The organism is Mycobacterium paraense (assembly GCF_002101815.1).
Lineage (GTDB): Bacteria > Actinomycetota > Actinomycetes > Mycobacteriales > Mycobacteriaceae > Mycobacterium > Mycobacterium paraense.
This window is the reverse complement of the sequence record NZ_LQPM01000005.1, coordinates 120,136-139,070: the sequence shown is the minus strand read 5'-3', so window position 1 is coordinate 139,070 and position 18,935 is coordinate 120,136. Positions and strand designations below refer to the sequence as shown.

General features: G+C 70.6%; 19 protein-coding genes. 13 read left to right on the top strand and 6 right to left on the bottom strand.

Features of this window, described 5'->3' with window-relative positions; translation table 11 throughout:
- Positions 1-71 precede the first annotated feature (71 nt).
- Positions 72-863 (bottom strand): COG4705 family protein, encoded by a 792-nt coding sequence (locus AWB89_RS03380; RefSeq protein WP_085171570.1) that lies wholly within the window; start codon positions 861-863, stop codon positions 72-74.
- Positions 864-1,122: 259 nt separating this feature from the next.
- Here AWB89_RS03380 and AWB89_RS03375 point away from each other — a divergent pair, with 259 nt between their 5' ends.
- The 7 genes from AWB89_RS03375 (at position 1,123) to AWB89_RS03345 (ending at position 9,153) form a co-directional block, all read left to right on the top strand.
- Positions 1,123-2,364 carry an MFS transporter gene (locus tag AWB89_RS03375; RefSeq protein ID WP_085102226.1) on the top strand — a complete coding sequence of 414 codons (1,242 nt, stop codon included), beginning with the start codon at positions 1,123-1,125 and terminating at the stop codon, positions 2,362-2,364.
- Positions 2,365-2,487: 123 nt separating this feature from the next.
- Complete coding sequence (locus tag AWB89_RS03370; RefSeq protein ID WP_085102224.1) at positions 2,488-3,237, top strand: GntR family transcriptional regulator; 750 nt, start codon at positions 2,488-2,490, stop codon at positions 3,235-3,237.
- Complete coding sequence (locus AWB89_RS03365) at positions 3,234-3,461, top strand: 4Fe-4S dicluster domain-containing protein (RefSeq protein WP_085171568.1); 228 nt, start codon at positions 3,234-3,236, stop codon at positions 3,459-3,461. The genes AWB89_RS03370 and AWB89_RS03365 overlap by 4 nt, the downstream gene beginning before the upstream one ends.
- 16 nt (positions 3,462-3,477) lie before the next feature.
- Positions 3,478-4,866, top strand: a complete 1,389-nt coding sequence (locus AWB89_RS03360; protein ID WP_085102222.1) for an ABC transporter substrate-binding protein — start codon at positions 3,478-3,480, stop codon at positions 4,864-4,866.
- Positions 4,863-5,726, top strand: a complete 864-nt coding sequence (locus AWB89_RS03355; RefSeq protein WP_085171566.1) for an ABC transporter permease — start codon at positions 4,863-4,865, stop codon at positions 5,724-5,726. The genes AWB89_RS03360 and AWB89_RS03355 overlap by 4 nt, the downstream gene beginning before the upstream one ends.
- Positions 5,723-6,472: an ABC transporter ATP-binding protein gene (locus tag AWB89_RS03350; RefSeq protein WP_085171564.1), complete on the top strand. Its 750-nt coding sequence runs from the start codon at positions 5,723-5,725 to the stop codon at positions 6,470-6,472. The genes AWB89_RS03355 and AWB89_RS03350 overlap by 4 nt, the downstream gene beginning before the upstream one ends.
- Entirely contained in the window at positions 6,469-9,153 is a 2,685-nt protein-coding gene (locus AWB89_RS03345) for a fumarate reductase/succinate dehydrogenase flavoprotein subunit (RefSeq protein ID WP_174627803.1), read from the top strand. The genes AWB89_RS03350 and AWB89_RS03345 overlap by 4 nt, the downstream gene beginning before the upstream one ends.
- An 8-nt stretch (positions 9,154-9,161) precedes the next feature.
- Here AWB89_RS03345 and AWB89_RS03340 read toward each other — a convergent pair whose 3' ends face one another.
- From AWB89_RS03340 to AWB89_RS03330, 3 genes are read right to left on the bottom strand one after another with little or no spacing between them, the layout of a single operon-like run.
- Positions 9,162-9,701 carry a GNAT family N-acetyltransferase gene (locus AWB89_RS03340; RefSeq protein ID WP_085171562.1) on the bottom strand — a complete coding sequence of 180 codons (540 nt, stop codon included), beginning with the start codon at positions 9,699-9,701 and terminating at the stop codon, positions 9,162-9,164.
- 4 nt (positions 9,702-9,705) lie between these two features.
- Positions 9,706-10,911 (bottom strand): serine hydrolase domain-containing protein, encoded by a 1,206-nt coding sequence (locus tag AWB89_RS03335; protein WP_169716577.1) that lies wholly within the window; start codon positions 10,909-10,911, stop codon positions 9,706-9,708.
- Positions 10,912-10,953: 42 nt separating this feature from the next.
- The gene (locus tag AWB89_RS03330) at positions 10,954-11,886 is read right to left on the bottom strand and encodes an alpha/beta fold hydrolase (RefSeq protein WP_241520418.1); all 933 of its coding nucleotides are present in this window, start codon (positions 11,884-11,886) and stop codon (positions 10,954-10,956) included.
- A 139-nt stretch (positions 11,887-12,025) separates the two neighbouring features.
- Between AWB89_RS03330 and AWB89_RS03325 the strand changes: the two genes are divergently transcribed.
- Genes AWB89_RS03325 through AWB89_RS03315 form a run of 3 tightly spaced genes read left to right on the top strand, consistent with a single transcriptional unit; the run spans position 12,026 to position 14,555 of the window.
- Positions 12,026-12,763, top strand: coding sequence for a GntR family transcriptional regulator (locus AWB89_RS03325; protein WP_142282435.1), 738 nt, complete (start codon positions 12,026-12,028; stop codon positions 12,761-12,763).
- A gap of 14 nt (positions 12,764-12,777) precedes the next feature.
- A complete protein-coding gene (locus AWB89_RS03320; RefSeq protein ID WP_085171555.1) occupies positions 12,778-13,491 on the top strand; it encodes a phosphonatase-like hydrolase in 714 nt (237 codons plus the stop codon).
- The gene (locus AWB89_RS03315; protein ID WP_085171553.1) at positions 13,488-14,555 is read left to right on the top strand and encodes a zinc-binding dehydrogenase; all 1,068 of its coding nucleotides are present in this window, start codon (positions 13,488-13,490) and stop codon (positions 14,553-14,555) included. The genes AWB89_RS03320 and AWB89_RS03315 overlap by 4 nt, the downstream gene beginning before the upstream one ends.
- A gap of 11 nt (positions 14,556-14,566) precedes the next feature.
- Here AWB89_RS03315 and AWB89_RS03310 read toward each other — a convergent pair whose 3' ends face one another.
- Both AWB89_RS03310 and AWB89_RS03305 read right to left on the bottom strand, forming a co-directional pair.
- A complete protein-coding gene (locus AWB89_RS03310; RefSeq protein WP_085102208.1) occupies positions 14,567-15,436 on the bottom strand; it encodes a MurR/RpiR family transcriptional regulator in 870 nt (289 codons plus the stop codon).
- A gap of 32 nt (positions 15,437-15,468) precedes the next feature.
- Positions 15,469-16,878, bottom strand: coding sequence for an MFS transporter (locus AWB89_RS03305; RefSeq protein WP_158089800.1), 1,410 nt, complete (start codon positions 16,876-16,878; stop codon positions 15,469-15,471).
- 142 nt (positions 16,879-17,020) lie between these two features.
- Between AWB89_RS03305 and AWB89_RS03300 the strand changes: the two genes are divergently transcribed.
- The 3 genes from AWB89_RS03300 to AWB89_RS03290 all read left to right on the top strand — a co-directional run bounded on the left by AWB89_RS03300 (position 17,021) and on the right by AWB89_RS03290 (position 18,927).
- The gene (locus tag AWB89_RS03300) at positions 17,021-17,806 is read left to right on the top strand and encodes a phytanoyl-CoA dioxygenase family protein (protein ID WP_085171588.1); all 786 of its coding nucleotides are present in this window, start codon (positions 17,021-17,023) and stop codon (positions 17,804-17,806) included.
- Positions 17,803-18,429: an HD domain-containing protein gene (locus AWB89_RS03295; protein ID WP_085171548.1), complete on the top strand. Its 627-nt coding sequence runs from the start codon at positions 17,803-17,805 to the stop codon at positions 18,427-18,429. Before AWB89_RS03300 ends, AWB89_RS03295 begins: the two co-directional genes overlap by 4 nt.
- Positions 18,430-18,498: 69 nt before the next feature.
- A complete protein-coding gene (locus AWB89_RS03290) occupies positions 18,499-18,927 on the top strand; it encodes a cellulose-binding domain-containing protein (protein ID WP_085102202.1) in 429 nt (142 codons plus the stop codon).
- Positions 18,928-18,935: the final 8 nt, after the last annotated feature.

Below are 18,935 nucleotides of genomic sequence, written 5' to 3'. Positions count from 1 at the left end.
GTTGGGCAATCTAGGCATGACACCTCCAGCGTAGGCCTGCATCGCTGGGAATCGGCTGGGAAGACTTGTGGTCAGGCGGCTTCCGCGGCCGCGCGGTCGTCCGGCCGGCCGGGATGACGGCCCGGACGCTGCGGGAGGATGATGACCAACGCGACCAGGATCGCGGCGATCACCGCCGACGCCAGTGGGCGGCTCAGGGCCAGACCGCCGTGGTCGACGGGCTTGTCCAGGAAGTCGCCGACGGTTGCGCCGAGCGGCCGCGTCAGGATGAAGGCGACCCAGAACAGGGCGACCCGCGAAATCGGGGTCCAGAAATAGAGGGCCACGACGGCGGCGAGGGCGCCGGCGAACACCAGCGCGCCCCTTTCGTAGCCGAATCCGCGGGTGTCGGCGAGCCAGTCCCCGAGTGCGGTGCCCAGCGTCTGGGAAAACGTGATGGTGGCCCAGTAGAAGGCCTCGGCTTTGGGCGTCGCCACGGTGTTCACCGATACCGTGCCCTCCGACCAGCGCCACAGCCCCAGGCTGGCCAGCAGGAGGCCCAACAGCAGCAGCGAGCCGCCCGTGTAGCCGATCCCCAGCTGGCGGTCGGCGAAGTCGGCCAGCGTGGTGCCGAACGTCGTCGAGGCCACGATCGTGGCCCAGTACAGGCTCGCGTGGAAACGCTTGGCCAGGATCTGCGCCGCGACCAGCACGATCAGCGTGACGCCGAACAGGGCGACGCCGGCCACGTAGCCCCAGTTCAGCGTCATCGTGACGGTGTCGCCGCCGGTCTCGCCGAGCGTCGTCGCGAGGATCTTGATCACCCAGAAGCCCAGCGTGACCGCGGGCACCTTGGACAGGGCGTGCTTTGCAACGTCATTCACAGGTAGTGATCTTTTCAGGCGAATCGGGCTCTCGCATCGATCATTGCGTCACAGCTTAGGAAGCTGCTGAGTTTTTCCTGTGAAACTATGGCGTCGGCCGGCGCCGCCGCGATGGGGCGCCTGCGAACCAAATGACAAGGGGGACAGTCGGTTTCGGAACCATCACCGAGACGGAGCGCGACCCCGATTCTTATAACAAGTTCGCAAATACCTGAGTATTCAAAAAGTTCCACCGCTTTTGCGATGTCACCATGGGGTGATGCTGAAGGAATCGGACACCACGTTCGAACTCGGCGCGGGGGCGCGATGGTCGATCATGGCCATCTCGTTGGGGGTGACGGCAAGCTCTTTTCTCTTCATCAACGGCGTTGCTTTCCTTATCCCTTCGCTACAGGGCCGCCGCGGCATTCCGCTGACCGAAGCCGGCCTGCTGGCCTCGATGCCCAGTTGGGGCATGGTGGTCACGCTCGTGCTGTGGGGCTACGTTCTCGACCGCGTGGGCGAGCGGTTCGTGCTCACGGTGGGCTCGGCGCTCACTGCGGCGGCGGCTTACGCTGCGGCGTCGGCCCATTCGCTGCTGATGGTCGGCGTGTTTCTGTTCATGGGCGGGATGGCGGCGGCCAGCTGCAACGCGGCCGGCGGGCGGCTGGTGTCCGCGTGGTTCCCGCCGCGGCAGCGCGGCCTGGCGATGGGCATCCGCCAGACGGCCCAACCGCTGGGGATCGCGTTGGGCGCGTTGATCATTCCCGAACTCTCCGAAAGCGGCCCGCATCGGGGGCTGATGTTCCTCGCCCTGATGTGCACGCTGGGCGCGGTGGCCAGTGCGATCGGAATCGTCGACCCGCCGCGCAAGCCCCGCAAGGCGGTGGCGCAGGCGGAACTGGCCAGCCCGTATCGGGGCTCGTCCGTGCTGTGGCGAATCCACGCGGTGGCGGGCCTGCTGATGATGCCCCAGGCGGTGACCGTCACCTTCGTGCTCGTGTGGCTGATCAATCACCACGGCTGGTCGGTGGCGGCCGCCGGCGGGCTGGTCACCTTCGCCCAACTGCTGGGCGCGCTGGGACGAATCGCGGTCGGCCGCTGGTCGGATCGCGTCGGCTCGCGCATGCGGCCCGTCCGCGCCATCGCCATCGCGTGCGCCGCGGCCCTGTTCCTGCTCGCCGTGACCGACGGCAGCGGTTCGGGCTACGGCGTGTTGCTGATGGTCGCCGTGTCGGTGCTCGCGGTGCTCGACAACGGGCTGGAGGCCACCGCGATCACCGAGTTGGCCGGGCCCTATTGGAGCGGGCGCGCGCTGGGCGTGCAGAACACCACCCAGCGGCTGGTCGCCGCCTCCGGGCCGCCGGTCTTCGGCGCGCTGATCATGGCCGCGCACTACCCGGTGGCCTGGGCGCTGTGCGCGCTGTTCCCCCTGGCGGCGGTGCCCCTGGTGCCGGCCGACCCCCCGGATTTTGCTCACCCGGATCGCAAAGACGACGCCCTGGTCGGGGTGGCGCAATAGCCCGACCGGCACAAGTTTTGGCTGGTCGCCGCGGAACGTCCCCCGGCGCAATACCGTGACCTGCGCCGACGGCACCCGTTCGGCCGCCCCGGATGGGCCGCCGCACCGCGTTAGCGTGACGGCGTGGCGCACCCGATCAGCAACGGGCCGCGGGCCGACCGGGCCCGCCGGGTCGCCGACGTGTTGCGCCAGCAGATCCACGCCGAGGCGTACCCGGACGGGCTGCCCGCCGAACACGACCTGGCGGCCGAATTCTCGGTGTCGCGCAACACCGTTCGCGAGGCCCTGGGCGTCCTCAAGCATGAAGGGCTGATCGACCGCGGGCCCAAGGTCGGCACCCACGTCGCCCTGCGCAAGTACTCCCACGGGCTGGACGCGCTGCTCGGCCTGAAGGAAACGTTCAAGGACCTCGGCGAGGTGCGCAACCAGGTGCGCGCCGCCATGCCGGTGACCGCCCCGCCGTCGGTCGCGCGCCGGTTGCGGCTCGAACCCGGCGAGCGGGCGGTGTTCATCGAGCGGCTGCGCTACCTCGGCGACCTGCCGCTCAGCCTCGACCTGACGTATCTGGTGCCCGACATCGGCACCCAGATCCTCGAGCACCCGCTGGAGACCAACGATCTTTTCGCGCTCATCGAGCAGGTGAGCGGGCGGCCGCTGGGCTCGGCGTCGCTGGCGCTGGAGGCCATCCCCGCCGACGCCCACTCGGCGGCCACCCTCCAAGTGCCCGACGGGGCGGCGCTGCTCATGCTGGAGCGGCTCACCTGCCTCGACGACGGCAGGCCCGTCGACCTCGAGTACATCCGGATGCGTGGCGATCGAATCACCATGCGCGGCAGCCTCATCAGGGCCGACCCGATAAGGAGCAAGCCATGAGCCTGGTCAACAACCGCGCCGACGTGCCGGTCACGATCGACGAGTCGCTGTGCATCGACGGCTGCACCCTGTGCGTCGAGGTCTGTCCGCTGGACGCGCTGGCCATCGACCCCGACACCGGCAAGGCGTTCATGCATGTCGACGAGTGCTGGTACTGCGGCCCGTGCGCGGCCCGCTGTCCCACCGGCGCCGTCACCGTCAACATGCCCTATCTCTTGCGCTGAAACACGAAGGCTCCCCATGAGAAAGCACGCCCTACGGCTGCTGTCGGTGCTCACCGCCGTGGTCGCGGTGGTCTCCGGCTGCTCGCTGGAATCGCTGTCCCAGTCCTCCGGGGTCGTCAACGTCGTGGTCGGATACCAGTCCAAGACGATCAACACGGTGACGGCGGGCACCCTGCTGCGGGCGCAGGGGTACCTCGAGCGCCGGCTCGCCGACATCACCGCCCGCACCGGGACCAAATACGCTGTGCGCTGGCAGGATTACGACACCGGCGCCCCGATCACCGCGCAGATGCTCGCCGAGAAGATCGACATCGGGTCGATGGGCGACTACCCGATGCTGATCAACGGCTCCAAGACGCAGACCAACCCGCTGGCCCGCACGGAGATGGTGTCGATCACCGGCTACAACCCCAAGGGCGCGTTGAACATGGTGGTGGTGGCGCCGGATTCGCCCGCGACCACGCTGGCCGACCTGGCCGGCGCGAAGGTCTCGGCCAGCGTGGGGTCCGCCGGCCACGGCACGCTGGTGCGCGCGCTGAACAAGGGCGGCGTCGGCGGCGTCGAGGTGCTGAACCAGCAGCCGCAGATCGGCGCGTCTGCCCTGGAATCCGGTCAGGTGCAAGCTCTTTCGCAGTTCGTCGCCTGGCCCGGGCTGCTGGTTTACCAGGGCAAGGCCAAGTTGCTGTACGACGGGGCGGAGCTCAACCTGCCCACCCTGCACGGCGTGGTGGTGCGGCGGTCGTATGCGTCCGCGCACCCGGAGGTGCTCGGGGCCTTCCTGCAGGCCCAGCTGGACGCCACCGATTTCCTCAACACCAAGCCGCTGGAGGCCGCCCGCATCGTCGCCCAGGCGAGCGGCCTGCCGCAGGAGGTGGTGTACCTCTACAACGGCCCCGGCGGCACGTCGTTCGACGCCACGCTGAAGCCGTCGCTGATCGATGCGCTGAAAAGCGATGTGCCGTATCTGAAATCGATCGGCGACTTCGCCGACCTCGACGTCGCAAAGTTCGCCGTCGACGAGCCGCTGCGCGCCGTGTTCGCCGCCCGCGGCCTGGACTACGACGCGGTCCGGGCGCGCAGCGCCAACCCGTCGACCCTGCGCGGTGACCCCGCCCTGGCGAGCGAGCTGTGGCTGGACGGGTCGGAGGCGACCCAGACGGTCGCCGACCCCACCGGCCTGCTGCAGGCCATCAGGGACGCGAGCGCGCGCGGCGCCCGGGTCCGCGCCGCCTACGTTCCCGACGCCGAGCTCGGGACGCGGTGGTTCGCCGACAAGGCCGTCTGGGTGCGCGACGGGCGGACGTATCACCCGTTCGGAACGGTGGCGGGCGCGCGCCGCTACGTCGCCGCGCATCAAGGCAGCGTCGCCGTGAATTACCAACAAGCACTGGGAGGTTCGGTATGACCGCCGAGTTGAGCGAACGGGTCGCCGGCCCGGTGCCGCTACCCGCCGTCACGGCGCCGCGGCCGGGGGCGCGGACGGGGCGGCCGTGGGGGTCGCGGCTGATCCGGCTGGCGTCGGTGGCCGCGGCCATCGGGCTGTGGCAGCTGCTCACCGCCGGCAAGGTGCGGCTGCTGCTGCGATTCGACACGCTGCCCACCGTCACCGACATCGTGCACGCGCTGCACCGCCGGCTCGGCGCCTACGAGTACTGGCTCGACCTCGCGCAGTCATTGCTGCGCATCCTCACCGGTTTTGGGCTGGCCGCCGTCGTCGGCGTCGCGACCGGTGTGCTGCTGGGCCGCTCGCGGCTGTTCGCCGACGTCCTCGGCCCGCTGACCGAACTGGCCAGGCCGGTCCCCGCGATCGCGATGGTGCCGGTGGCGATCCTGCTGTTTCCCACCGACGAGGCCGGCATCGTGTTCATCACGTTCCTGGCGGCCTACTTCCCGATCATGGTCAGCACCCGGCACGCGGTGCGCGCGCTGCCCACGCTGTGGGAGGACTCGGTGCGCACGCTGGGCGGCGGCCGGTGGGAGGTGCTGACCCAGGTGGTGCTGCCCGGCATCCTGCCGGGGGTGTTCGGTGGCCTGTCGGTGGGCATGGGCGTGGCGTGGATCTGCGTGATCTCGGCCGAGATGATCTCGGGCCGTCTCGGCGTCGGCTACCGCACCTGGCAGGACTACACGGTCTTGGCCTACCCCAAGGTGTTCGTCGGCATCATCACCATCGGCGTGCTCGGGTTCGCGACGTCGGCCGCCGTCGAACTGGTGGGCCGCCGCGTGACCCGGTGGCTGCCGCGCGCGCAGGAAGGGCAGCGATGACCGTGACAAAAACCGGGATGAGTCTCGAGCTGGACCGAGTCCGGTTGTCCTACACCGGGGATCCCGTGATCGACGGGCTGAGCCTGGTGGTGCGGCCGGGGGAGATCCTGGTGCTCACCGGGCCGTCGGGGTGCGGGAAGTCGACGGTGCTGCGGGCGCTGGCCGGCCTGCTGTCGCCCGACGAGGGCCGGGTGCTGGCCGACGGCGCCGAGGTCACCACCACCTCCGGCGACCGCGGCATGGTGTTCCAGGACAACGCGCTGCTGCCGTGGCGCACGGTGCGGTCCAACATCGAGCTGGCGCTGCGCCTGCGCGGCGAGCCCCGGGCCACCCGGCGCGCCGCGGCCGAGCGCTGGATCGACGAGCTGGGGCTCGCCGGTTTCGGGCACTACCTGCCCAAGAGCCTGTCCGGCGGGATGCGTCAGCGCGTCCAGCTGGCCCGCGGCCTGGCCGGGGCGCCGCGCGCGGTGATGATGGACGAGCCGTTCGGGGCGCTGGACACCCAGACCCGGGCCGCCATGCAGCGGCTGCTCATCGACACCTGGCGCACCCACCCGACGACGATCGTCTTCGTCACGCACGACGTCGACGAGGCGCTGGCGCTGGGGGACCGGATCGTCGTGCTGGGCCGGGCCGGCGAGCCGGTGCGCGCCTCGATCGACGTACCGGAGCCGCGCGGCGACCGGCCCGAGGACGGGTTGCGCGCGGAAATCGTTGCCGCGCTGGATCATTCGGTCGCGGCATGATGCAGGTTCCGGATCTGGTCCCGGCCCGCCTCGACTGCGACGTGCTGGTGATCGGCGGCGGCACCGCCGGCACCATGGCGGCGCTGTCGGCCGCCGAGCACGGCGCGCAGGTGCTGCTGCTGGAGAAGGCCCATGTGCGGCACTCCGGCGCGCTCGCGATGGGCATGGACGGGGTCAACAACGCCGTCATCCCCGGCAAGGCCGAGCCCGAGGACTACGTCGCCGAGATCACCCGCGCCAACGACGGGATCGTCAACCAGCGCACCATCTATCAGACCGCCTCCCGCGGTTTCGCGATGGTGCAGCGGCTGGAGCGCTACGGGGTGAAGTTCGAGAAGGACGAGCACGGCGAGTACGCGGTGCGCCGGGTGCACCGCTCGGGCTCCTACGTCCTGCCGATGCCCGAGGGCAAGGACGTCAAGAAGGCGCTGTACCGCGTGCTGCGGCAGCGGTCCATGCGGGAGAAGATCCGCATCGAGAACCGGCTGATGCCGGTGCGGGTGCTCACCGACGGCGGCCGGGCGGTGGGCGCGGCCGCCTTAAACACGCGCACCGGCGAATTCGTCGCCGTCGGGGCCAAGGCGGTGATCCTGGCCACGGGGGCGTGCGGCCGGCTGGGCCTGCCCGCGTCGGGGTACCTGTACGGCACGTACGAGAACCCGACCAACGCCGGCGACGGCTACGCCATGGCCTACCATGCGGGCGCGGAGCTGTCGGGAATCGAGTGCTTCCAGGTCAATCCGCTGATCAAGGACTACAACGGCCCGGCGTGCGCGTACGTGGCCAACCCGTTCGGCGGCTACCAGGTCAACGCGCACGGCGAGCGGTTCGTCGACTCCGACTACTGGTCGGGGCAGATGATGGCCGAGGTCAAAAGCGAGATCGACTCCGCGCGCGGGCCGATCTATCTGAAGGTGTCGCACCTGCCCGACGAGACGCTGACGGCGCTGGAGAACATCCTGCACACCACCGAGCGCCCGACCCGCGGCACCTTCCACGCCAACCGCGGCCACGACTACCGCACCCACGACATCGAGATGCACATCTCCGAGATCGGTTTGTGCGGCGGGCATTCCGCGTCCGGGGTCTGGGTCGATGAGCACGCCCGCACCACGGTGCCGGGGCTGTACGCCGCCGGCGACCTGGCCTGCGTCCCGCACAACTACATGATCGGGGCGTTCGTGTTCGGCGACCTCGCCGGCACCGACGCCGCCGCGATATCCGCGGATGTGGCTGCGCCGCAGGCGCTTCCGGAGGACCAGCTGCGCGACGCCCACGAGCTGATCTACCGCCCGCTGCGCCACCCGGACGGGCCGCCGCAGCCGCAGGTCGAATACAAGCTGCGCCGGTTCGTCAACGACTACGTGGCGCCGCCGAAGACGGCGGCCAAGCTGTCGATCGCGGTGCGCACCTTCGAGCGGATGGGCGACGAGATCGCCGAGATGGGCGCCCGCAACCCGCACGAGCTGATGCGCGCGGTCGAGGTGTCGTTCATCCGCGACTGCGCCGAGATGGCCGCCCGCTCCTCGCTCACCCGGACCGAATCGCGGTGGGGGCTCTACCATGACCGCGCGGATCTGCCCGGCCGCGACGACGCCCAGTGGGGCTATCACCTGAACCTGCGCAAGGGGCCCGATGGGCAGATGGCGTTCCTGAAGCGGCCCGTCGCACCGTATTTCGTGCCGGTCGCCGAACTCGACGGCCTGCCGCCGGCGGACCAGCGGGTGCACGAGGTGGAGCAGCCGGCGCTGGTCGGCGGCCAGGCCCCGGCCGCCGCCCGCTCCCGAATCGCCGCTGCCGCCCCCGCGTTCGAGCCGCCCTCGCCGCGCATCGCCGAGGTGCTGGCGTTGGAGGAACCCGCGATCGCCGAGCTGAAGCCGTATCTGGCCGACCCGGATCCCGGCGTGCGGCGGACCGCGGTGGCCACGCTGACCGAGCACATTCCCGACGGATACGCGCCCGCCCTGTTCGCGGCGCTGGACGACGCCGACGCCGCGGTGCGCCGCACCGCCGCCGACGGCCTCCGCGAACTGGTGGAGGTGCTGCCCGACCCGGCCGGCGTCCGCGCGTACCTGGGGTCGCGCGACACGGTGGTGCGCGCGGCCACGGTGCACATCCTGGCCGCGCGGCGTGCCGGCGACGCCGCCGAATACCGCCGCGCGCTTGCCGATCCCGACCATCGGGTGCGGATCGAGGCGGTGCGGGCGCTGGTGTCGGTCGACGACGTCGCCGGGGTCGTCGAGGCGGCGGGCGACGAGAGCCGGGAGGTGCGCATCGCGGCGGTCGCCGGCCTGGCGACGCTGGGGGATGGCGCGCGGGCGGTGAGCGCGCTGGTCGCCGACCCCGACCCGCTGGTGCGGGCCGCCGCGCTGGCCGCGCTGGGCGAATTGGGCTGTGCTGAGGGCGATTTGGCCGCTATTCGGGAGGCGCTGCGGGCGCCTGCCTGGCAGGTGCGGGAGGGCGCGGCGCGGGCGCTGAAGGGCGCGGCGGCCGACGCCGCCGTGCCGCGGCTGGCCGAGGCGCTGGCCGACGCGCACCTCGACGTGCGCAAGGCGGCCGTGCTCAGCCTGACCCGGTTCGCCGGCGAGCCGGCCGCCCGCGACGCGCTGAGCATCGCGCTCAAGGACAGCGACGCCGACGTGCGGGCCTACGCGCGGCGGGCGCTGGAACAGGAAGGTTAGCCGCGCGGTCAGCGCAGGATCTTGGCGTACATCAGCGCGTCCAGGGGCTCGGGTCCCAGGGTGGGGTAGACGGCGTGCCGGGCCAGTCGCCCCTCCAGCCCGAAACCGGCGCGCTCCAGCAGCCGCGCCGAGCGCACGTTGTCGGGGCTGCACGTCGCCCACACGCGATATACCTGCCGATCGGCCTGCAGCGCCCCCAGCAGCAGGTCGAGCACCTCGCCCATGTAGCCCTTGCCCCACCACCGCCGGCCGAGGCAGTACCCGACCTCGACCGAGTGCGGCACCGTGCGCCGGCAGCTCGTCAGCCCGATGACCTCGCCGCTGTTCTTCAGCGTGATGGCCCAGGTCCGCTCGTCGCCGCCGACGTTGAGCTTTTCGGTGATCACCCGCCGCGTCGCCGCGACGTCGGGATGCGGCGCCCACAGCAGGTACTTGGTGACCTCGGGATCGCGGGCGACCCGCTGATACAGCGCGCCGGCGTCGTCGAGCACCGGCGGGCGCAGCACCAGCTTGGGGCCGGTCATGCGGTCGGGCGGGTAGGCGGCCATGGCGCTACAGGCCGAGCGCCTGATAGGTGCGCCGCACGAACTTCGGTTGCGCCGATTGCAGTTTCGCCAGCGAGGTGTTGCCCGCGACGGCCGCGGCCACGTCGGCGGACATGTCGGGCAGGTTCTGGACCAGATACAGCAGCACCAACTCGGCGGTCGGGTCGGCCTGCCACCACGTGCCGTACGCGCCGGGCCAGCTGAACGTCCCGAGCCCGCCCGGCCCGAACAGCGGCGCGCTCTTTGCGGGATCGGTCACCACCGACAGGTTCAGCCCGAAGCCGCGGCCGACCCAGTACGGCGCCCCGAGGAAGTTGTGCCGCTTCTGTTCGTCGGTGAGCCGGTCGGTCCGCATCAGCCGGGCGGACTCGGGGGAGAGCACCCGCACGCCGTCGATCTCCCCGTCGCCGAGGAGCATTCGCACGAACCGCAGGTAGTCGTCGGCGGTCGACCACAACCCGCCGCCGGCGTTGCAGAACGACGGCGGCTTGATGTGCGGCGGACCCATCGCGTCGTGGTGCAGCCGGCCCTGCCCGTCCAGCCGGTACATGGTCGCCGCCCGGCGCCGCGTTTCGGGGGAGACGAAGAACCCGGTGTCGGGCATCCCCACCGGGCCCAGGACCCGTTCGTCGAGAACCTCGTTGAACGGCTTGCCGTCGATGCGGGAAGCGATGACGCCCAGCAGGTCGATGGAGTGGCTGTAGGTCATCCGCTCGCCGGGTTGATGGACCAGCGGCAGCTTGGCCAGCTCGGCCAGCCAGGCGTCCGGGCCCTGGTTGAAGGGCAGCCGGACGTAGGACTTGGCGATCGGCCCGGACACCGAGAAGCCGTAGGCCAGGCCGCTGGTGTGGGTGAGCAGGTCCTCGATCAGGATGGCGCGGCCCAGCGGGTGCGTGCGGTCCAGCGGGCCGAGCGGGTCGTCGAGCACCCGCACGTCGGCCAGCTCGGGCGCCCAGCGCACCACCGGGTCCTTGAGCGCCAGCTTGCCCTCGTCGACCAGGCTCATCACCGCCGCGACCGTGACCGGCTTGGTCATCGACGCGATGCGGAACACCGTGTCGCGCCGCATCGGCAGGCCCGCGTCGATGTCGCGGTAGCCGATCTCGTTGACCTGCAACACTTGTCCGCGCTGCCAGACCACCGTCAAGGCGCCGGCGAGCAGGCCCGCGTCACACACCTCGCGGATGGAGGCCTGATTAACGTCCAGATTCACGCGGTTCAGGTTAGTGGGCGGCCCGGCAAGCCCGCGCACGCGTCAGCTGTTGCGGTGGGCGTGCAGAACGGCGTCGGCGAAAGCATCCGGGGCTTCCTGCGGCACGTTGTGCCCGGCCGGCACCGCTCGGACGTCGAGCAGGGCGCGGAAATGCGCCTCGTGGGCGGCGCGTGGCGGCACGACGGGGACGAGGCCGTCGCGCTGCGGGTCGATCACCACGGTCGGCACCCGAACGGGCGGCTGGGTGGTGATCGTGTCTTCCAGCTCTTGGTAGGCGGGATCACCCGGGACCAAGCCGTAGCGATGCCGGTAGGAGTGCGCGACGACATCGACGAAGTCGGGGTTGTCGAAAGAGGCTGCGGTGGCGTCGAATTCGACGTCGGTGAAGGCCCAGCCGGGCGACCATTCCCGCCATAGCAGCCGGGCGAATTCGCGGCGGTGAGCGCTGAGTCCGGCCCGGCCGCGTTTCCCGTGCAGGTAGTACTGGTACCAGAGTCGGCGCTCGTCCTGCGGCGCCGCCGGGGCGGCCGCGGCGGGGATGTTCTGCACGTGGTAACCCGACACGCTCACCAACGCCCGCACGTCGCGGGGCCACAGCGCCGCCGTCAGGCAGGCGGCGCGGCAACCCCAGTCGAACCCCGCCACGATCGGCGCGGCCAATCCCAGGGCGCCGATCAGTCGATGCAGGTCGGCGGCGAGCGCGGCCTGCTGCCCGGAGCGTGGCGTGCCGGCGTCGATGAAGCGGGTGGGCCCGTAACCGCGCAGGTAGGGCACGACCACGTGGGCGCCGGCGGCTGCCAGCGCCGGCGCAACCCGGTCGTAGGACCGCGGGTCGTAGGGAAACCCGTGCAGGAGCACCACCGGCCAGTGGCCCGGGTTGCCGTGCCGCTCGAACGCGACCTCGAGCACCCCGGCGCGCACCTTTTCCACTGCGGGCATCACGCCCCCACGCGGCGACTTATCATGATAAGTCATCGTCTTCCTTGAGGCCGGACTCTGTCAACTTACGGGGGGGCCGCCCTGTGTGGGTCGAATTGATCTGAACAACATTCACTTTCGCCTTCGCGGGCCTGTTCACGCCGCCCGCCAAACATGTATAGTCAAGTTTGTGGCGATGGCACTGCACGAGATGATCGCCGACGATCTGCGGCAGCGGATCCGGCTCGGTGAACTGGGTGTGGGCGCCGCGCTGCCGTCGGAATCGCAGCTGTGCGAGCGATGGGACTCGTCCCGCGGGCCCGTGCGCCAGGCGCTGGCCACCCTGCGGGCCGAAGGGATCATCGCCGGCGGGCGCGGCAAGCCGCCGGTGGTGTGCACGGCCTCGGTCGGGCAGCCATTCGACACGTTGTTGTCCTACTCGGCCTGGGCTCATTCGATCGGGCGCACGCCGGGGCAGCGAACGCTCGAGCTGGCGCTGCGTCGCGCCGACCAACAGGCCTCCGCGGTGCTGCAGATCGACGAGGGGCAACCCGTCGTCGAGGTGTTGCGGCTGCGCTACCTCGACGGGGAGCCGGCGATGCTGGAGCGCGCGACGTTCGTCGAGCACGTCGGCCGCCGATTGTTCAACTTCGACTGCGACTCCGGGTCGATCTGGGCGTACCTTCTCGCCCAAGGCGTGCAATTCGCCAGCGCCGCACACGTCATCGACGCGGTCGGCGCCGACGCGCTCGACTCGGCGCACCTCGGGGTGCCCGAGGGCGCCCCGCTGCTGCGTCAACGACGCTCGACGCGCAGCGCCGGGGGCGAGGTCATCGAATACCACGACGACCGGTACCTGCCGGGAATCGTCAGCTTCACCCTCCAAAACACCCTCGACTCGCGCTGCGCCCTGACGCGCAACGCCAAACCCTGAGCGGAGGCCCACGCATGGGTGCATCCCGACCCGAACTCGTCGTGCTGGACGTCGCCGGCACCACCGTCGACGAAGGCCTGCTGGTCTACCGGGTCCTCGGCGAAACGGTGAGCGCTCACGGCGCCGCACCCGCGAAGGCCGACATCGACCGCTGGCACGGCGCCGCCAAGCACGAGGCGCTGCGGGCGCTGCTCACGCCGCCCGGCGGCACACCGCCCAGCGCCGCGGTGCTGGACGCGGTCGTCGCCGACTTCCGGGGCCGGCTGGCGGCCGCCTACGCCGACCGCCCGCCGCGGCCGCTGCCCGGCGTCCCCGAGGCGCTCGCCGACCTGCGGGCCGCCGGCATCCGGATCGCGCTGACCACCGGTTATGACCGCGACATCGTCGACGCGATGCTGGCCGGCCTCGGCTGGGACGGCGATGCGGTGGTCGACACCGTGGTCTGCGGCAGCGACGTACCCCTCGGGCGTCCGGCGCCATTCATGATCTTCCGGGCGATGGAGCGGCTGGGCATCGACGACGTGGCGCGCGTCCTGGTCGCCGGAGACACCCCGCGCGACCTGCAGGCCGGCACCAACTCCGGCGCCTCGCTCGTCGTCGGCGTCCTGACCGGCGCCTCCGACGCCACCGAACTCGGTGCACACCGGCACACCCATCTGCTGGCCTCCGTGGCCGAGCTGCCCGCCCTGCTCGGCGTGCCCAGTGCAGCCGTCGGCGCGCCGCGATGAGCACGGTGGCCCCGCCCGACGTGGTCGATCACACCGTTGCGGCCGTCTGGCGCGGCGGCGACACCATCGCGCTGGAGCCGGTGCCGGTGCGGCCCCTCAGGCCTGGCGAGGCCCTTGCCCGAGTGCGCTTCGCGACCGTGTGCGGCAGTGATCGCCACACCGTCAGCGGACGGCGCGCGCAGCCGTGTCCGTCGATCCTCGGCCACGAAAGCGTCGGCGAGATCGTCGCGCTCGGCACCGGCGGGGCCAGGGCGGTCGACGGCAGGCCACTGCGCGTCGGCCAGCGCGTCATCTGGTCGGTCACTCTGCCCTGCGGGACGTGCGACCGCTGCCGAGCCGGGGTCACCGCGAAGTGCCGCACCGTGCGCAAGGCCGGCCATGAGCCGCTGCACTCCGACTGGGGGTTGTCCGGCGGGTACGCCCGCCACGTGCTGCTTCCGCGCGGGTTGGCGATCGCCGTCGTGCGCGAGGACCTCGCCGACGCGGTCGCCGCGCCCGCGGCCTGCGCGACGGCCACGGTGATGGCGGTCGTCGAACGCGCGGGGCCGCTGGCCGGCCGTCGAGTCCTGGTCTTGGGGGCGGGCATGCTCGGCCTGGGCGCGGTCGCGGCCGCCGCGCGGGCCGGTGCGTCCTCGGTGGCCGCGGTCGACCCGACAGCCGCGCGACGCCAACTGGCGCAACGGTTCGGCGCCACCGCCATCCACCCCGCGGCGGGTGATGCCGGCCCCTGCGACGTCTTGCTGGATTTCTCCGGATCGTCGGCGGCGCTGCAGCAGGGCCTGCCCGCGCTGGACGTCCAGGGTGTCGCCGTGCTGGCGGGTTCTGTCGCCCCCGACGCGCCGGTCGCCGTCGATGCGGAAGCCGTGGTGCGCCGCCAGCTGTCCATCTTCGGCGTGCACAACTACGAGCCACGGCACTTGACGGGGGCGCTGAATTTCCTGCACGAGACGCGCGACCGGTTCCCGTGGGCGGACCTGGTGGCCGAACCCAGGCCGCTCCACGACCTCGCGGCCCTGCTCCGCGACCCCGGCGGCCCCGTGCCCCGATGTTCGGTCGCGCCTTGACGCTTCGGTGACTAGATGCGGTGCCGGGTCAAGGCGTCCGCGGTGGCGCCCTGTGCGTCACTGGCTCGCTGCAGATCCGCCATGAGGACGGCGGTGTGCAGGGCATCGAACACCGCGATGTGAGCGATCCGGCTGGTGGTGGCCTCCATGCGGACGTCGGTCTCGGCGGCGCCGGCCACCAGCACGACGTCGCACAACTCGCTCAACGGCGAGCGGTAGAAGCTGGTGATCGCGATCGTCGTCGCACCGGCCTCCCTGGCACCCTCGACCGCCATCAACGATTCGCTGGTCTGGCCGGTGTGACTGAAGCACAGGCATACCGCGCCCGGCTTCAACAGGCGGGCCGCGACGTGCTGGACATGTCCGTCCGCGGGCGCCTCCGCGCTCAAACCGATTGTGCGCAGGCGATATCCGGCATCCTGAGCCAAGGGCGCCGACGTTCCGACGCCCACGCATAGCACGCGGGATGCGGTGGAAAGGGCGGCGACGGCGGACTCGAACTGCTCGCTGTCGATGGTGTCGGCGGCGCCGGCGACGGCCGCCTGGGAGTCGGCCAGCACCTTCTTGAGGACCGTGCGCGCGTCGTCGGTCGGGCTGATCCCCTCGTGCAGGGTCTCCTCGGCGGGGATGGTGTCCGCGGCCAGCCGGATCTTCAAATCCGCATAGCCGCGCAGTCCGATGTCCTGACAGAACCGGACCACCGAGGCCACCGAGGTCGCCGTCCGCTCGGCGAGGTCGCTGACCGTCAGGTGGATGATGGCCCGGGGGTCGTCGAGCACGGCTTGACCAATCGCCTGCGCGCGGGGGGTCAGGTTGGGCAGCGCCGCGCGGATGTGCGCCACCACCGATCCGCTGGGCGGGCGCGCCTCCGTGCTCGTCATGCGCTAAAGCATGACATGGCGCCCGTCTTCTGTTAGGCCGCAGCCAGATCGGGGGCGGTTGACTCGCGGTGGGCCCGCCGGGTCAACGCGATGTTGTCGAGTGAGCGCCGGGCGGGCTCGGGCACGATCAGCGACAGCCCCGCTGCTGCCAGGCAGCAGGCCGCCGCGACGAACTCGGTGCCCTGCAGGCCCCAGGCCGCGAGCAGGGGCGGGAAACTGATCGCGCCCACGAACGCCCCGACTTTCGCCGCGCCGGAGGCGAATCCGTGTCCGGTCGCGCGAATCGACGTGGTGAACAGTTCGCCGGCGAGCAGCATCGTCGTGACGCCGGGGCCGAACCAGGTGAAGAAGTTGCTGATCCCGTACGCGGTGATGAACAGGCCGACGCTGTGGCCGACCTGCGATATCGACGCCATCGCGGCGAAGCCGGCCGCCATGCCGATCAAGCCGACAACCTGCAGCGTGATGTGGCCGATCTTGTCGATCAGCCAGATCGTCACTGCGAACGCCGGCACCGCGAACACCGCGTACAGCGCCAGGTTGATCGTTACCGCCTCGATCGTCGAGGCATGCGGTGCAACGCTTTTCACCAGCAGCGGGGAACTGATGGTGTTGCCGTAATACGCGATGTCGAACAGGAACCACACGCCCGCCGTCATCAGCACGGCTCGCCACACGCCGGGGACTTGGAGGCACTGCCACATCGTCCGGCGGACGCCCGAGGTCCCGGTGGCCGCGGTCGTCGTCCCGGTGAAGGACGTCAGGTCGGCCGCCGCTCGCTGCTCGTCCGTCTCGGCGATGAACCGCGGCGACTCGGGCGCCTTGGTTCGCGCGTAGAGCACCAGTAGCGACGGCACGGCCCCCAGCGCCAGCAGCAGCCGCCAGGTCAACCCCTGATTCAGGCCCGAGTAAAGCAGCAACAGCGCGACGGCCGGCCCGGCGATCGAGCCCAGCGCGTAGCTGGAGAACATCAGCGCGACCATCCGGCCGCGATCTTTGACGTTCGCATACTCGGTCATGATCACGCCCGACACCGGGTAGTCGCCGCCGATGGCCACACCCAGGATGAATCGAAATACCAACAGCCACAGGAAATTCGGGGACAATCCCGATGCGATCGCCGCAATGGTCATGATCGCGGCGGCCAGCCCGTACATGCGCTTGCGGCCGAAGACGTCGGCCAGCCTGCCCCACGCGACCGCCCCGATCGCCGAGGCGATCAGCGCCGAGCTACCCAGCATCGCCACCTGGCCGGTGTTCAAGCCCCACTGGGGCTTGATCAGCAGCAAGGCCGTGCCGATCACGGTGAGGTCATAAGCGTCGGTGAAGAAGCCGGCTCCCGAGATGGCGATCGCTTTGAAATGGAAGCGCTGAAACCGGGATCCGTCGAGGACGTCGATCACTCCGGGCGCGTGGGCCGAGTGGGTGCGGGTCGATGTCATGGGCCGAGAACCTACGGGGCAGAGGCGAAGTGCCAACGAACCCGAGGTGAACACGAATGTAAGAGTTATCCGTGATGGCGGATGGATACGAAATAAAGTTACAGTGGTCGGTAGAGTCGCCTTGGCCATGGGAAGGGGAAGCATGTCGACCGGCCTCTCGCAGACCGACATCGAAGCGTTCTACCGGGACGGCTACCTGGCGGTGGCGGACTTCCTGTCCGCCGAAAGCCTGGAGCGGGTCCGTCGGTGGGTTTGCGACGTCGAACGCTGGCCGGGCGACGCCGACGCGGGCTGGCTGCAACACGACGAGCAGACGGCCGCCGGGGTGCGGCGCACCCGCACGGAGAACTTCTCGCCCTTCCACGCCGAGCTGCGCGACTTGCTGACCACCGGCGCGGTTCCGGCGATGGCCGGGCAGCTCCTGGGCGAACCCGCGGTGCTCTACAAGGAGAAGATCAACTACAAGCACCCCGGCGGGGCGGGGTTTGCCGCCCACCAGGATGCTCCCGCCTATCCGCATATCGCCGTGAGCGTGAGTTGCCTGCTCGCGGTGGATGATTCGACCGTCGAGAACGGCTGTCTGGAATTCGTCGCCGGGATGCACCACGACCTGCTCGCCAACGACCGCGACGGCTGCATCCGCCCGGACATCGCCGAAACGCTGGCATGGCGGGCCCATCCGGTGCGCGCCGGCTCCCTGGTCTGGTTCCATAGCCACACGCCGCACCGCAGCGGTGCCAACACGTCGACCACGTCGCGGCGCGCCCTCTACCTGACCTACAACGCGGCCTCGTCGGGTGACCTGCATGAGGCCTACTACCGCCACAAGCGCGTCGCGCTGGCGGGCGCGTCCGGGCGCGGCGGAGTTCAGCGGGTCAGCCTCATCGGCCACTTTCGCGGCATCGCCCCCGCGGAGGCGAGCACATGACCGCCTCGTCGCGATGGCCGCTCGCCGATCCCACCACGGCGGCCGAAGTCGCCGACCAGGTCTTCGCGCTGTTCGCCGAACGTGGCGACAGTCGCTACGACGAAGCGGTCAGCCAGACCGAGCACGCGGTTCAATCCGCCGCGCTCGCGGATGCCGAAAACGCCGGGGACGCAATGACGATCGCCGCATTGCTGCACGACATCGGCCACTTAGTGGTCGACGAGCACAACACTCGAGCCGACTTCCTGCACGAGAACGAGAAGCACGAGCTCGTCGCCGCGACGATCCTCGGCCGGTGGTTTCCCCCGGCGGTGACGTCGCCCGTCGCGCTGCACGTCGCCGCGAAAAGGTACCTGGTCGCGACCGACCCCTCCTATGTCGACGGACTGTCGCGGGCCTCCGTGCAGAGTCTGCTGCTGCAGGGCGGTCCGATGGGTCCCGAAGAAGTGGTGAAGTTCCGCCGGTTGCGGCACGCCGCGGACGCCTGCCGCCTGAGGCGGTGGGACGACGCCGCAAAGGTCGAGAACCGGCGCGTCCCACCGCTCGAGCACTATCGCGAACGCTTGGAATCGCTCGTGGTGTTCAGGCCGCCGGCGCCGACATCTCATCATGGTTTCGGTTGAGCAAAGGTCCGGCAGCTTAGCCGCGACGGGAGGGCCGATATCGCCTGTTCGGTCTTAGTGTTGGCTGCTATGGCGGGACTGGACAATCACGTGAAGCGCTGGCGCACGGCGCTTCACGTCACCGTGTCGGTGTTGCTGCTTGCCATCGCCGGCCTCGGCATCGCCCCCGCGGCTCGTGCGGCCGCGGCGACGGCGACGCTGGCGGTGGAACACACCTGGCAGACCGGCTTCATCGCCCGCTTCGCCGTCACCAACGCCAGCATGGCGCCGATGAGCGATTGGCGGATCGACTTCGACATGCCGGCGGGGCAATCCGTCGTGCACGCGTGGAACAGCACCGTCACCCAATCCGGCACGCACTTCGTTGTCACGCCCGCGAACTGGAACCGCGTCATCGCGCCCGGCGGCTCGGCGACGGGTGGTTTCCGGGGCATGCTGATCGGCACCTACTCACCGCCGACGAACTGCGTGTTCAACGGTCAATACCCGTGCAGCTAGCGGCCTAC